Below are 14,457 nucleotides of genomic sequence, written 5' to 3'. Positions count from 1 at the left end.
ATGCCTGCTGACGCTTAGCGGTCGCCGAACGTACGACGAGCCGAGTCGGCCGAGCGCGGATGCGCGCCGAAGGCCGGGCGTTCGCGGCGCTGGCCGCCTTCGCTGCGGAAGCCGCCTTCACGGCGCTGGCCCTGGTAGCCGCCTTCGCTGCGCGGGGCGCCTTCGGTGCGGAAGCCGCCTTCGCGACGCTGGCCTTGATAGCCGCCGCCTTCGGTGCGCGGTGCGCCTTCGCTGCGGTAACCGCCTTCGCGACGCGGTGCGTCACCGCGGTAGCCTTCACCGGCCGGCTTGTGGAAGCTGCGCTGGCCCGGCTTGGCGCTGGCATTACGGCCGTCGCCCGGTTTCCAGCCCGGACGGGCGCCCGAACGGGGTGCCGCCGAACGCTTCGGCTCGAAGCCTTCCACCACGTCGACCGGAATGGTCTGCTTGGTGAAGCGTTCGATACGGCGCACGTTCATGCTTTCCGCGTGGTTCACCAGCGAGACTGCCGTACCGTTGCGGCCGGCGCGGCCCGTGCGGCCGATGCGGTGCACGTAGTCTTCCGGGAACTTCGGCAGGTCGTAGTTGACCACGTGGGTGATCGACGGCACGTCGATGCCGCGCGCGGCGACGTCGGTTGCCACGAGCACGCGCACCTGGCCGCGACGCATGCTGTCCAGCGTGCGGTTGCGGGCGCCCTGGTGCATGTCGCCATGCAGTGCGGCAGCCGCGAAGCCGGCGATGTTCAGGCGGTCGGCGATCATGTCGGCATCACGCTTGGTCGCCGTGAACACGACGGCCTGGTCCATGGTCTCGTCGCGCAGCAGGTGGTCGAGCAGGCGGTTCTTGTGCGACAGGTCGTCGACGAAGTGCACCTTCTGCGTGATGTTCTCGTGGCGGTTGGCCGCGCTCATGATCTGGATCACCTGCGGGTTCCTGGTGATGCGGCGCGCCATGTTGCCGACGACGCCATCCAGCGTGGCCGAGAACAGCATGGTCTGGCGCGATTCCGGCGTCGCGGCGACGATCTTCTCGATGTCGTCGATGAAGCCCATGTCCAGCATGCGGTCGGCTTCGTCGAGCACGAGGATCTCGAGCTGCGAGAAGTCGATCTTGCCCGACTCCATGTGGTCGATCAGGCGGCCCGGGGTCGCGACGAGGATTTCCGGATTCTTGGCCAGCAGTTGCATCTGCTTCGGATACGGCATGCCGCCCAGGATCGAGACGGCGCGGATGCGGCGCATGTGCGCCGTGTACTGTTCCGTCGCGGTGGTCACCTGCAGGGCCAGTTCGCGGGTCGGGGTCAGGACCAGCATTTTCGGCTGGGCTGCCTTGAAACGGACGCGCTCGCCACGGGCGCGCGTCGATTGCGCTTCCTGTGCGGGGGTGCGACCGGCCGCGGCGGGTTCGGCGTTGGCGAACTTGTTCAGGGCGGGCAGCATGAACGCTGCCGTCTTGCCCGAACCGGTTTGGGACGAGACCAGCAGATCGCGGCCCGCGATCGCCGCCGGCACCGCCTGCTCCTGCACCGGGGTCGGCTTTTCGTAGCCTGCTTCGGTAACTGCCTTGACGATGGACGCGTGTAAGCCTAGTGCTTCAAAACTCATTGTTTATTTACTTTCGGTATGGATCAGTGAGCGTCCACGCTATTCGGAGCGGAACGCGAAATAGCAACGCGAGCCAACAATACGAAATGACTCTGAAACGAAAGAAATTTCGGCACAAAAGCTTTGCGCCGGGACGGTGCCATTTTCGGCACGCAGGGCGGGAGGGCTTTATGAAAGGACATCCTTCGTGGATGCCTGGGCTTGCGTAGCTGCTAGTTGTACTACTGTCGGTGAACTGCCGCGGAAGTCTTTTCAAACGCGTTTATTGCAGCGCACAACCAACACTATACCGTACTTTTGAAGAGCGTGCACGGCATGCGTCGAGTTGTGCGCGTATTGACGGGCCAGGAGCCCGTCGCGTGGTCAAAATGACACGATATCAACGGCGCTTGCGGCCGTTGGCGTTGACGGCGGGCTTGGAACCCCGCGACACGCGGCTCTTGATCTCGGCTACCGCATGCGCGGCGCTGGCCTTGAAGCGCTGGGCGCCGGACAGCTTGCGGCCGCTGCGGCCGCTGCGGCGCGACTCGCCGCGGTCGGCTTCCAGCATCATCGACGCGTTCTCGACGATGCTTTCGGCGATGTCGTTGCTGGCGGTGGCACTGGTCTTCGGCACGAGGATGGTCGAGCCGGCCTTCAAGCGCATCTGCGGCGGGATATTGTTGGCCTGGCGGATGACTTCCGGGGTCGTGCCCAGTTTCGCGGCCAGCGAAGCGATGCTTTCGCGGGCCGACGTGATCTTGTGCGTGGTCCAGGTGGACAATGCGCGGCCCCATTGCGCGAGGTTCAGGTTGAACTTCTCGGCGTTTTCCTTCGGCAGCAGGATCTTGGTCGATTCGCCAGTGATCACGGGCTTCTTGAATTGCGGGTTCAGGGCCTTGAATTCGTCGACGGACATTTCCGCCAGCTGGGCGGCCACGGCCAGGTCGATATCGGACGTCTTGTCGACGGCGACAAAGTACGGCGTGTTGTCGATCGTCGGCAGCGCGACGCCGTACTGGGCCGGATTGGCGATGATGTTCTTGACGGCCTGCAGCTTCGGCACGTAGTTGCGGGTTTCCGCCGGCATCAGCTCGGCCAAGCTCTCGAAGTCGGTCGGCTTGCCCAGCGCGCGGTTCTTCTGGATCGCCTTCTGCACATTGCCTTCGCCCCAGTTATAGGCGGCGAGGGCCAGCTGCCAGTCGCCGAACATCGTGTACAGGCGTTGCAGGTAGGTGAGGGCGGCGTCGGTCGAGGCGAGTACGCCGCGGCGCTCGTCCTTGAACATGTTCTGCTGCAGGTTGAAGTCGCGTCCCGTGCCCGGCACGAACTGCCAGATGCCGGCCGCGTCGGCGTTCGACAGGGCCTGCGGGTTGAACGCGGATTCGATCACGGGCAGCAGGGCCAGTTCCGTCGGCATGCCGCGCTTTTCCAGCTCCTGCACGACGTGGTACAGGTACAGCGACGCGCGGCCCGAGGTGCGCGTCAGGTAGTCCGGACGGCTCGCGTACCACTGCACGTGCTTGGCGACGAGGGCGTTGTCGATGTCGGGAATGGCATAGCCGCTGCGGATGCGGGCCCACAGGTCGGGGTCCTTGTAGTCGTCGGACTTGGACGGGGCCGGGGATTGCGGCAGGATCGCCTTGGCCATGGCGGCCGCGCTGCTGCTGCTCTGGGCGATCGGGCTCGGGGCGCTGTCGGCGGCGTGGCTGATCGCGGAGACGGACAGGAGCGCGATGGCCAGGGCGTAAGTGGAGCGAGTCGTTTCGTTCATAGCTTTCCAGTGTTGCGTCCAGGAACGGCAGGACTGACGAGTGAAGTCGGAGTGTACGGACCAGTTACCGAGTCAGTCAAGAAGTATGTCGGCGCAGTTACAAAAAATCTTGTCTACTCTTTTTGCTAACGCAGGCACCCGTTATGACGATATATGTGGGGGTATGGTTCCGGCGATCTCGTCTTTGACTGACGAGGATCAAGCGTTTTTATGTATACCCCTGGGTGTATATGAAATTTCCAAGAGGAAAATCGGTGCTTTCACGAGCCCGGTATTGTCAAATTTGTACCTGGACTTCATGGACTGCCGGGTAATACCAGCCTGTCTTTCAAGTTAGTCCGGCTGGTCGGATGCTCCATGAGAGGACGCAAAAAGCGTACAATTGCCGTCTCCGCAGGACGCGGTTTTGTATTTTTTGAAAGTAAGAAATGAGCACTGCCAACGAGAACGTGGACGATGACGCCGTCATCGCCGCCACCCGGCGCTGGGTCGACCGCGCCGTGATCGGCCTGAACCTTTGTCCGTTCGCGAAGGCGGTGCAAGTGAAGGACCAGGTGCGCTATGTCGTCGCGCATGCGCGCACGCCCGAGTCCCTGCTGGACACGCTGATGGACGAGCTGCAGCTGCTGGCCGACACGGACCCGGAACAGGTCGACACGACCCTGCTGATCCACCCGTACGTGCTGCAGGATTTCCTGGACTTCAATGAATTCCTCGACGTCGCCGACGCCGCCGTCGAAGACATGAGCCTGGACGGCGAGCTGCAGATCGCCAGCTTCCACCCGGACTACCAGTTCGCGGACACGGACCCGAACGGCATCGAGAACTTTACCAACCGTTCGCCTTACCCGGTGCTGCAGCTCTTGCGCGAAGACAGCATCGACCGCGCCGTGGAAGCGATCCCCGATGCGGCCGAGATCTTCGAGAAGAATATCGAGACCATGGAAAAGCTCGGCCATGAAGGCTGGGACAAGCTCGATGTCGGCCCCGCTCGTTGATGCACAGGGAGCACCGCTCCCCGAGGACGAGAACACGGTGCCCGCGTCCTCGTCCGTGCGACTTGCCGGGGCGCTCCCGCAGCGCCCCGACACCCCCTGCGTCGCGGTCTGCTCGACCACCTTCGACGACATCTGCCGCGGCTGCGGCCGGACCGTCGTCGAAGTGGCCCACTGGGTCTCGATGACGGCCGAGCAGAAGGAAGTCGTGTGGCAGCGCATCCTGGCGCAGGGCTACCCGCGCCGCAATACCTGATCAGAACGTGCCGACGAAATCCCGCTTGCCGATGTCCAGCCCGTTATGGCGCAGGATGTCGTACGCCGTCGCGGCGTGGAAATAGAAGTTCGGCAGCGCGTAGTGCAATAAATAGACCTGGCCCTTGAACTGGCGCTGGTTGGCGCCCGTGCCGATCGTCACGTCGCGGTCGCCGCCGGCATCCACCGCCTCGCGCGCCACCGTGTCCAGGAAGGCCAGCGTCTTTTCCAGGCGTGCCTGGAGGCCCGCGAAATCCGTCTCCACATCGTCGTACCGCGGCACCTCGGCGCCCGCGAGGCGCGCGGCCGCGCCCTTGGCGAAATCCGTCGCCAGCTGCACCTGGCGCACGAGCGGGAACATGTCCGGGAACAGGCGCGCCTGCAGCAGCGCGTTCGGATCCAGCTTCTTCGCGTCCACGTGCGCCTCGGCCTTCGTCAGGATGGCGGACAGGCTGCCCAGGATCTGGCGGAACACGGGGACCGAAGCCGTGTACAGGGAAAGTGTCATCGATGCCTCCTCAATATGTAAAGAGCCCGATGATAGCAAGCCTGCATCGTTGCTGCTTGGCGCCCGCAAATAACACTTTTGGCATGTAAAACTTCAACTATTCGTATCCTCATAGGAGTCGATTAAAAAAATTCTACAGAGAACAGCGCACTCGAAAAGATACTTTGGGACATTGCCGGATTGAAAAGAGACGTCCAGCCAGGACGCAACATGGAGACCGTCGCCAATGAAGTGCCCAAAAACACATCGCATTGCTTTGTTATTTGATGCCAACCAGGCGTTCGCCCGGGAGGTCATCGGCGGGATCGCCGCTTACCTGTCGAGCCGGCGTACATCGTGGGAATTGTTCATCGAAGATGATTTTCGTGTGCGCCTGTCGAGTCTTGCGCGCTGGCAAGGTGACGGCATCATCGCCCACTTCGACGACCCGGCCGTGGCCGCGGCGCTGGCCGACAGCCGCGTGCCCGTCGTCGCCGTCGGGGGCTCGTACGCGAACGAGGCCGATTATCCGGCCAACGTGCCGTATGTCGCGACTGACAACTTCAAGCTCGTCAACCTCGCCTATACCCACCTGATCGACGTCGGATTGCGTCAGTTCGCCCTGTTTTCCCTGCCCGACGGGACGAGGCACCCATGGGCGCTCGAGCGCGAAAAGGCGTTCCGGTTCCTGATGCAGCGCGACAAATTCGATGTCGAGATCTTGCGCGGAGAGGGTGCCTGCAACTGGGAGGAGGACGTCGCGCAGCAGGTACGGTGGCTGCAGAGTCTGCCAAAACCCATCGGGATCATTGCCGCCACCGATGCCCGCGCGCGCCAGTTGCTGCAGGCTTGTCAGTTTGCCAATATCGCCGTACCGGAACAGGTCGCCATCATCGGCATCGACAACGATCCGCTGGCACGCATGCTGTCGTGTATCCCGCTCAGCTCCGTGATCCAGGGCTCGAACGAGATCGGCCGCACCGCGGCCCGGATGCTGCATCAGCTGCTCGAAGGGACGTATCTGGAATGCTCGCGCATCCTGGTGCCGCCCGCCGGCATCAACGTGCTCACGTCGAGCAGCCACCAGCCCGTCAAGAACCCCCGCGTCATGCGTGCCCGGCATTTCATCCGCCAGTATGCCTGCCAGGGCATCAAGGGCGACCAGGTCGCCGATTACGTCGGCGTCTCGCGCTCCACCCTCGAAACGTATTTCCAGCAGGAACTGGCCTGCAGCGTGCACGACGAGATCCTGCGCTTCAAGCTCGATGCCGCGACCGCGCTGCTGGCGGAAGGGGATTGCAGCGTGGCCGAGGTGGCGCAGCGTTGCGGCTTTACATCGATGCAATACCTGTTCGCCGTGTTCAAGCGCGAGCTCGGTTGTTCGCCGCGGGAGTACCAGCAGCGCGTGGCGTCGCGGCAGGAGGCCGCGCTGCAGGCTTGACGCCTGCGCCACCCGGCGCGCATCTCGACAAATCCATGGGCGACCTGTCATTATATTGATGTGGCCGCAAGACGGCCGCCAGGCCCATATTTGTCGAGGTGGCAGCAGGTAATGCAGAGTTTCTACAACAAAGCGCTCGCCGGGCTGCTGGGTCTCGTGGTGGCGAGCGTTCTCATCGGCTATGCCTGTGTCCGCAGCACCTGGATCCGGCTTCCGCTGCTGCCCGCCGCGGACAGCGGCCTGGCGTGGCGCGCCGAGCTCATGGCCGACTCGGCCGTGGGCGGGCGTTCGACGGCCAGGCTGATCGACGACACGGCCACGCTGAGCTTCGAGTTCACGTCCGTCAAGGCGGCCGCGTATCCGTTCGTCCACGCGGAATTGGCGTTCCGCGACCGCGCCGGCAAGTTCACGCACGTCGACCTGTCCCGCTACAGCGCCGTGGAGTTCGACGTCAACTGCGCGCCGGCCAACACGCTGGCGTTCGGCCTCGTGATGTTCGATGACCAGGTATCGGTGCCCGGCCAGTTCGATACCTATCGCGCCCCGTACACCTATTTTTTCTGCAACAAGAAGGGCGAACACGTCGAGCTCGACCTGGCGCGCCTGCGGACCGACCAGTGGTGGTTCGACAGGTACGGGCAGAACCTCGCGCGCCAGGAACACACGCTGACCCGGATCGCGAAGCTCTCGTTCGGCAGCACGTTCCAGAGTCCCTACGGCGTGCTCTCGAAAGTCCAGGTCAGGAACCTGACGCTGACCGGGCGCGACATGCGCTACCTGTACCTGTTCGCGGCATTCATGGTCGTCGCCTGGCCCGGTTATGGCCTGTGGTTCTTCCGCCGTCATACACAGGCATTGCTGGCGGAAGTGAAGGACAAGATGCGGCGCGACATTCCCCTGGTCGCCTACCAGCAATTGTCCCAGGACCTGCACCGCGACAAGGAGCAGAGCGCCATCCTGCGCTTCATGGCGACGGAATACGTCAACCCGGAACTGGATGTCGAGACCACGGTGAACGCGCTCGGCATCAGCCGCAACAAGATCAACGAGATCCTCAAGGCGGAGCTGGGCTTCACGTTTTCCACGTACCTGAACAAGCTCAGGTTGACGGAGGCGGCGCGCCTGCTGGGCGCGAAGGAGGACACGAGCGTGGCGGAAATCGCGTATGCCGTGGGCTACCGGAACGTCTCGTACTTCAACAAACTCTTCAAGGAAGAATACGGCTGCACGCCGAAGACCTTCCGCAAGCTGCGCGACAGCGCACCGGAATCCGCCGGGCCGTAACGCGCCCGCTCCCACGGATTTTCACCAGCCGATTGACGGATTTCGTTCTGGCGACGCCGGGCGGCGGTTCGTAGAATGCATTGGTGGCTCGCGCATCGTTCCGTCGTTCGATGCGCAGCATCATCTCCTCCCGCGTTCAAGTGGGTTAGGGACGGCTTCGGCCGTCCCTTTTTTCGCGCGCGCCCAGGCGCGCCGTGTTTTCGTGGGTTGTTTGACGGATTTCGAAATTGCTGGGGGCAGGGGCGGCAATCAGAATGCATACGATCGCCGCGCGTGCTCGACGGCGACGACATCCAAGACAACACGGAGACTTGATAACGTGAACAATACCAGGAAAACAGCGATCGCCATCGGCGTCGCGCAGCTCGCCCTGATGGCGGGCGGCGCCGCACTGGCGCAGACCGAACCGACGACCGTCGTGGTGTACGGACAGCGCGCGGCGCTCGATTCGGCGCAGAATATCAAGAAGAACGCGGACGAAATCGTCGACTCGATCGTCGCCGACGACATCGGCAAGCTGCCGGACAAGTCGGTGACGGAAGTGCTGCAGCGCGTGGTCGGCGTGAGCATCGACCGCACGATGAACCGGGTCGACCCGCAGCAGGGCGTGGGCGACAGCGTCAACCACTACGCGGCGGAAGGCACGGGCGTGTCGATCCGCGGCCTGGGCGCCGGGCAGGTCCGGTCGGAGTTCAACGGCCGCGACGCGTTCTCCGCCAACGGCGGCCGCGCGCTGAGTTTCGAGGACGTGCCGCCCGAGCTGATGGCCGGCGTGGACGTGTACAAGAACCCGTCCGCCGAGCAGATCGAAGGCGGCATCGGCGGCCTGGTCAACCTGCGCACCGCGCTGCCGTTCGATTCGAAGGGCCGCAAGGTGGCGTTGTCGACCGAGGTCTCGCGCTCGTCGCTGCGCCAGAAGACCGCGCCGCCGTCGGTGTCCGGCCTGTACTCGGACCGCTGGGACACGCGGTTCGGCCAGGTCGGCGTGCTGATCGACCTCGCGCACTCGAAGATCGCGAACCAGAGCGACAGCCTGTCGATCGCCCCGTACAGCTCGCGCGACGACCTCGTGCCCGGCAAGCGCGTCTGGGTCACCCCGTCCGCGAGCTGGGGCCAGAACACCTTCGACCGCACCCGCGACGGCCTGTATGGCGCGCTGCAGTGGAAGAAGGGCGATTTCAGTTCGTACGTGACGTTCCTGCGTTCGCGCTACAAGCAGCACTCGGACGAGCATTCCTACTTCGGCGGGACGAACCCGGCCACCTTGTCGCTGGATCCGGGCGCCACGTACGACGCCAACGGCGCCCTGCTGACCGGCACGCTGCACGACACCACCAACAGCGGTCCGGGCTTCGGTACGGGCCTGGGCTTCGGCACCGACGCGCGCGCGAGCGGCCGCACGTCCGACACGCGCGACGTGTCGTGGTCGGGCACCTGGCGCGCCAGCGACGCATGGACCCTCAAGGCCGACCTGCAGCACGTGCAGGCCACGACGGACGGCTACGACAATACGGTGGGCCTGGGCGGCTGGGTGCCAGGCCAGACGGTCGACCTGCGCGGCGGCATGCCGACGATCTCGTTCGACCAGGCGTCGCGGGCATACCTGGCCGATCCGTCCCACTACTACTGGGGCTTCACGCAGGTGCACCATGACGTGGCGAAGGCGCAGATGAACACGGCGCGCCTGGACGCCAAGTACACGTTCGACCATCCGATCCTGAACGACCTGCGCTTCGGCGTGCGCGTGACCGACCGCTCGGCGGTGACGCAGTCCACCCACGATTCGGAATGGGTCCAGATCTCGCAGGGATGGGCGGTCGGCAACCAGTCGTGGCAGCCGCTGGCGCAGTTCGCCGGCCTGGGCGACCCGCGCTTCGCGCAGGGCTTCGGCCTGCACCAGTTCAAGAACTTCTTCGGCGGTTCCGCGGCGTCGCCGGCACCGGTGATCGTGCCCGATGCGTCGCTGGCCAACTCGGTCGATGCCGTCAACAAGCTGCACGACTACTACACGACCCTGTGCAACGAAGCCAACGCGACCGGCCGCAACAACGACTGCAGCTACAAACCGCCGAAGTTCGGCGATGCGATCGGCCTGAACGACCAGCACGAACGCACGCAGGCGGCCTACGCCCAGCTGCGTTTCGCGTTCGACAAGCTCGCGTATCCCATCGACGGCAACGTCGGCGTGCGCGTCGTGCGCACGAATCCGAAGTCGATCGGCTACACGCTGTTCACGCCGCCCAACAAGCCGTTGCTGCCGGGCGTGCCGGACATTCCGGCACAGTCGGAGAAGCAGACGTTCGAGAGCACCTACACGCGCGTGCTGCCGAGCCTGAACCTGAAACTGAAGGTCAGCGACGAGCTGCAGTTCCGCCTCGGGCTGTCGAAGGGCATGTCGCGTCCGGACTTCTACCTGCTGCAGGCGTACACGACGCTGGGCATGGACATCAAGACGCACACGCCGCCCGGCGACGACCAGAAGCCGGTGGTCGACTCGATCGCGTACAACGGCCAGCTGCGCGGCAATACGTCGCTCCGTCCGGTCATGGCCACCAACCTCGACCTGACGGCCGAGTACTACTTCGGCCGCGCCAGCTCGGCGACGTTCGGCGTCTTCAACAAGCGGCTGAAGGACGTCATCATCGCGCAGACGACGGTCTACCCGCTGAAGGACGTCACCGGAACGACGCACGACTTCATGGTCACGGGTCCCGTGAACGGCATGGACGCCCGCGTCAGCGGCGTCGAGGCGGGCTTCCAGACCTATTTCGACAAGCTGCCGGGCCTGTTCTCGGGTCTCGGCGTGTCGAGCAACTTCACGTACATCGACAGCAGCACGACGTACCACAACCCGGTCAACGGCACCTGGTGCACGCCGAAGGACACGCTGATGGCCAACATGGTCCGCAACCTGCAGGGCTGCGACACGGACGGCAGGGTGTTCGGCGACATGCCGCTGGTGGGCCTGTCGAAGAACTCGTACAACGTGGCGCTGCTGTACGACAAGGATGCGGTGTCGTTGCGCCTGGCGTACAGCTGGCGCTCGAAGTACCTGCAGTCGACCAACTCGTGGGGCACGGCCGGCAACGATGGCATCGACCGCAACCCGGACAGCCCGAACTACGGCCAGGGTTACTCGGTCAACTACGGTCTGCCGACGTGGGGCGGCGCATACGGCCAGCTCGACCTGGGCTTCCAGTACAAGTTCACCGAGCACCTGCGCCTGGGCGGCCAGGTGGGCAACCTGACGAACCAGGTCTACCGGCAGTACATGCAGCAACAGGTCGGCATGAAACTGCACAACGCCTTCTACACGGGCCGCACGTTCAGCGCCCAGATGAACTACACGTTCTAAGCACGCCGCCGCAAAACAGGCCTCCCGCGACCTTTGCCGGTCGCGGGAGGCCATTTCATTCAACCCGACGGATCCACGTATGAAAAAACGCTCCAATCACCTGCTGGCCACGCTCGTCCTGATCTCCACCCAGGCGCTGGCCGCCGCCCCGATGCCGCGCCTGGTCCAGCAAGACGGCCACCATGCGCTGCTGGTCGACGGCAAGCCGTTCACCATGCTGGGCGTGCAGGCCCACAATTCCAGTAACTATCCGAATGCGCTGCCCAAGGTCTGGGCCGCCGTCAAGGATGCCCACGCCAACACACTCGAGATCCCCGTGGCGTGGGAACAGATCGAGCCCGTCGAGGGCAAGTTCGATTTCGGCTACGTCGACACGCTCGTGGCCGAGGCCCGCCGCAACGGCGTGCGCCTCGTGCTGCTGTGGTTCGGCACCTGGAAGAACACCGGCCCCGCGTACACGCCCGAATGGGTCAAGTTCGACGACAAGCGTTTCCCGCGCATGCTCGGCCGCGACGGCAAGGCCAGCTACTGCCTGTCGCCGCTGGGCGAGCAGACCCTGGCGGCCGACAGGAAGGCGTTCGTCGCCCTGATGCGCCACCTGAAGCAGATCGACGAAGCGCAGCGCACCGTGATCATGGTGCAGGTCGAGAACGAGGTCGGCACCTACGGCACCGTGCGCGATTTCGCAGCGCGGGGCGAGGCGGCGTTCCGCCAGCCGGTGCCGGCGGCCGTCCTCGCGCGCAAGAAGCCGCCCGTGCCCGGCGCCGCGAGCGGCACGTGGTCCGAGGTGTATGGCCCGTATGCCGACGAATATTTCCACGCCTGGGCCGTGGCCAGCTACATCGAAGAGATCGCGAAGGCGGGACGCGCCGTGTACGACCTGCCGATGTTCGTCAACAATGCGCTGCGCGATCCGCTCGAACCGCTGGCACCGTGGAAGGGCAACTTCGCCAGCGGCGGTCCGACGTACGACGTGATCGACATCTACAAGGCCGCCGCCCCGCACATCGACGTCGCCGGTCCCGACCTGTACGCGCCGCAATCGAACAGCGTGGCGGCGACGCTGGACAAGTTCCAGCGCCCGGACAACGCGCTGTTCGTGCCGGAGATGGGCAACGCGGCCACGTATGCCCGCTATGTCTACCGGATCCTCGGCGCCGGTGCGATCGGCGTGGCGCCGTTCGGCATCGACTACGCGGACTACAGCAATTATCCGCTGGGCTCCAAGCGCACCGACAAGAGCATGGTCGAGCCGTTCGGGACCATCTATGCCGCGTTCGCGCCGCTGGCGCGGCAGTGGGGGCGATGGGCGCTGGAGGGCCGCACGGCCGGCATCGCGGAAGGCGACGACCGCAAGCCGCAGTCGCTGGTACTCAAGGACTGGGGCGTCTCCGCCTCGTTCCGCGAGTGGCAGTTCGGCACGATGGGCAAGGACGCGAAGGAGGAAGACTACCCGCCCGGCACGGCGGCCCCGAACGGCGGCGCGGCGTTCGCGCAGATCGGCGCCGACGAGTTCATCGTGATCGGACAGCACGTCCGCCTGCATTTCTGGCCGGCCGGCGCCAATGAGGGCAAACGCTCCATGTTCGCGCGCGTGGAGGAAGGGCAGTTCGACCCGCAGGGGCGCTGGATCATGGAACGCAACTGGAATGGCGACCAGGTCGACCATGGTGTCAACCTGCCGGCGCGGCCCACGATCCTGAAGATCCGGCTGCGCGCGTATTGAAGAGGGAGTGCTCGTCATGAAGATCATTCGCATGGGCGCGCTGGCCGCCAGCATGTGGGCATCCGCATGCGCCGCCGCGCAGGTCGGCGTCACGATCGACGCGGCCAAACCGGGCTCCGTCATCAGCCGCTACGTGTACGGCCAGTTCGCCGAGCACCTCGGCACCGGCATCTACGGCGGCCTGTGGGTCGGTCCCGACTCGACGATCCCGAACACGCGCGGCTGGCGCAACGACGTCGTGGCCGCGCTGAAGGCGCTGCACGTGCCGCTCGTGCGCTGGCCCGGCGGCTGCTTCGCCGACCAGTACCACTGGCGCGACGGCATCGGCCCGCGCGCGCAGCGCCCCGTGCGCATCAACACGAACTGGGGCGGCGTCGACGAGGACAATGCCGTCGGCACGCACGAATTCTTCGACCTCGTCGAGCAGCTCGGCGCGGATGCCTACGTCAACGGCAACCTCGGCACCGGCACCGTGCGGGAGATGGCGGAATGGATCGAATACATGACGGCGGACGGCACGTCGAGCCTCGCCCGGCTGCGTGCCCGCAACGGCCACCCGGCGCCGTACAAGGTGGCGTTCTTCGGCATCGGCAACGAAGCCTGGGGCTGCGGCGGCAATATGCGGCCGGAGCAGTACGCCGACGCCTACCGCCGCTACGCGACCTTCCTGCATCCCGGCGGCGGCAACGACACGCAATTCATCGCGGCCGGCGGCCACGACGACGATACTGGCTGGACCGAGTACCTGAGCCAGCATATCCACGGCTGGGGCGTGCGCGCCCACGGCATCTCGTTCCACTATTACACGTCGCCCGGCGCGGACGCGAACGGCAAATATGGCGCGACCGGCTTCGACGAAAGCCGCTGGATCCACACGCTGAGCGAGACGCGCCGCATGGAAGGGTTCATCGCGGCCAACGTCGCGAAGCTGGACACGCACGACCCGCAGAAGAAACTCATGTTCGCCGTCGACGAATGGGGCACCTGGTACGACGCGGAACAAGGCAGCAAGCCGGGCTTCCTCCAGCAGCAGAACTCCCTGCGCGACGCGCTCGTCGCGGCCCTGAACTTCAACATCTTCCACGTCCACGCGGACCGCGTGCGCATGACGAGCATCGCGCAGATGGTGAACGTGCTGCAGGCCATGGTCCGCACGGACGGCGCGCGGATGGTGCTGACGCCGACCTACCACGTCTTCAGGATGTACGTGCCATTCCAGGATGCGGTCTCGGTGCCGGTGACGCTGGCGCACAATCCGCTGTACACGTTCGGCACCGACGCGATCCCGGCCGTCAGCGCGTCGGCGGCGCGCGGCAAGGACGGCAAGCTGTATCTTGCCCTCGTCAACGCGAACCCGCGCGAGGCGGCCGACGTCACGGTCGACGTGAGCGGCACCGCCGCACGCGGGGCGGCCGGTGCCGTGCTGACGGCGGCCGCGATGGACGCGCACAACACGTTCGCAGCGCCCGATGCCGTCAGGCCCGCGCCGTTCCAGGCCGCGGCCCGGGACGGAAAACTGGTGCTGTCCCTGCCGGCGAAGTCCGTCGTGGTCGTCGCCGTGCAGGAGTAGCGCGC

At 65.2% G+C, this 14,457-nt stretch carries 10 protein-coding genes; 7 read left to right on the top strand and 3 right to left on the bottom strand.

Going from position 1 to position 14,457, the window contains the following annotated elements; genetic code table 11:
- Nucleotides 1-14: 14 nt before the first annotated feature.
- Entirely contained in the window at nucleotides 15-1,586 is a 1,572-nt protein-coding gene (locus ACL58G_RS25670) for a DEAD/DEAH box helicase (RefSeq protein WP_440963618.1), read from the bottom strand.
- Between the two features lie 379 nt (nucleotides 1,587-1,965).
- Nucleotides 1,966-3,339, bottom strand: coding sequence for a transglycosylase SLT domain-containing protein (locus ACL58G_RS25665; protein WP_413387660.1), 1,374 nt, complete (start codon nucleotides 3,337-3,339; stop codon nucleotides 1,966-1,968).
- A 428-nt stretch (nucleotides 3,340-3,767) separates the two neighbouring features.
- Between ACL58G_RS25665 and ACL58G_RS25660 the strand changes: the two genes are divergently transcribed.
- Both ACL58G_RS25660 and ACL58G_RS25655 read left to right on the top strand, forming a co-directional pair.
- Entirely contained in the window at nucleotides 3,768-4,337 is a 570-nt protein-coding gene (locus tag ACL58G_RS25660) for a DUF1415 domain-containing protein (RefSeq protein WP_440963617.1), read from the top strand.
- Nucleotides 4,338-4,392: 55 nt separating this feature from the next.
- Nucleotides 4,393-4,590, top strand: a complete 198-nt coding sequence (locus tag ACL58G_RS25655) for a DUF1289 domain-containing protein (protein WP_440968118.1) — start codon at nucleotides 4,393-4,395, stop codon at nucleotides 4,588-4,590.
- Here the strand turns inward: ACL58G_RS25655 and ACL58G_RS25650 are convergent, their stop codons facing one another.
- Nucleotides 4,591-5,097 carry a DUF1993 domain-containing protein gene (locus ACL58G_RS25650; protein WP_413387662.1) on the bottom strand — a complete coding sequence of 169 codons (507 nt, stop codon included), beginning with the start codon at nucleotides 5,095-5,097 and terminating at the stop codon, nucleotides 4,591-4,593.
- Between the two features lie 226 nt (nucleotides 5,098-5,323).
- On the opposite strand from ACL58G_RS25650, the gene ACL58G_RS25645 reads away from it, so the two are divergent.
- The 5 genes from ACL58G_RS25645 to ACL58G_RS25625 all read left to right on the top strand — a co-directional run bounded on the left by ACL58G_RS25645 (nucleotide 5,324) and on the right by ACL58G_RS25625 (nucleotide 14,452).
- Nucleotides 5,324-6,517, top strand: a complete 1,194-nt coding sequence (locus tag ACL58G_RS25645; RefSeq protein WP_440963616.1) for a XylR family transcriptional regulator — start codon at nucleotides 5,324-5,326, stop codon at nucleotides 6,515-6,517.
- A 111-nt stretch (nucleotides 6,518-6,628) separates the two neighbouring features.
- On the top strand, nucleotides 6,629-7,801 hold the full coding sequence (locus ACL58G_RS25640; RefSeq protein ID WP_413387664.1) for a helix-turn-helix domain-containing protein: 1,173 nt from the start codon (nucleotides 6,629-6,631) through the stop codon (nucleotides 7,799-7,801).
- A gap of 319 nt (nucleotides 7,802-8,120) precedes the next feature.
- On the top strand, nucleotides 8,121-11,156 hold the full coding sequence (locus ACL58G_RS25635) for a TonB-dependent receptor (protein ID WP_413387665.1): 3,036 nt from the start codon (nucleotides 8,121-8,123) through the stop codon (nucleotides 11,154-11,156).
- A gap of 79 nt (nucleotides 11,157-11,235) precedes the next feature.
- Nucleotides 11,236-12,882: a DUF5597 domain-containing protein gene (locus ACL58G_RS25630; RefSeq protein ID WP_440963615.1), complete on the top strand. Its 1,647-nt coding sequence runs from the start codon at nucleotides 11,236-11,238 to the stop codon at nucleotides 12,880-12,882.
- A gap of 16 nt (nucleotides 12,883-12,898) precedes the next feature.
- Nucleotides 12,899-14,452 carry an alpha-N-arabinofuranosidase gene (locus ACL58G_RS25625; protein WP_440963614.1) on the top strand — a complete coding sequence of 518 codons (1,554 nt, stop codon included), beginning with the start codon at nucleotides 12,899-12,901 and terminating at the stop codon, nucleotides 14,450-14,452.
- Nucleotides 14,453-14,457 lie beyond the last annotated feature (5 nt).

This window comes from Massilia sp. GER05 (assembly GCF_052056005.1).
Lineage (GTDB): Bacteria > Pseudomonadota > Gammaproteobacteria > Burkholderiales > Burkholderiaceae_D > Telluria > Telluria orientalis.
Note: the sequence above shows the minus strand (reverse complement) of the source record. Positions and strands in the feature narration are given on the sequence as shown.

Coding starts and splice junctions, on each gene's coding strand:
- ACL58G_RS25645 (WP_440963616.1), top strand. CDS start 5,324: ATGAAGTGCCCAAAAACACATCGCATTGCTTTGTTATTTGATGCCAAC.
- ACL58G_RS25630 (WP_440963615.1), top strand. CDS start 11,236: ATGAAAAAACGCTCCAATCACCTGCTGGCCACGCTCGTCCTGATCTCC.
- ACL58G_RS25670 (WP_440963618.1), bottom strand. CDS start 1,586: ATGAGTTTTGAAGCACTAGGCTTACACGCGTCCATCGTCAAGGCAGTT.
- ACL58G_RS25660 (WP_440963617.1), top strand. CDS start 3,768: ATGAGCACTGCCAACGAGAACGTGGACGATGACGCCGTCATCGCCGCC.
- ACL58G_RS25625 (WP_440963614.1), top strand. CDS start 12,899: ATGAAGATCATTCGCATGGGCGCGCTGGCCGCCAGCATGTGGGCATCC.
- ACL58G_RS25665 (WP_413387660.1), bottom strand. CDS start 3,339: ATGAACGAAACGACTCGCTCCACTTACGCCCTGGCCATCGCGCTCCTG.
- ACL58G_RS25650 (WP_413387662.1), bottom strand. CDS start 5,097: ATGACACTTTCCCTGTACACGGCTTCGGTCCCCGTGTTCCGCCAGATC.
- ACL58G_RS25640 (WP_413387664.1), top strand. CDS start 6,629: ATGCAGAGTTTCTACAACAAAGCGCTCGCCGGGCTGCTGGGTCTCGTG.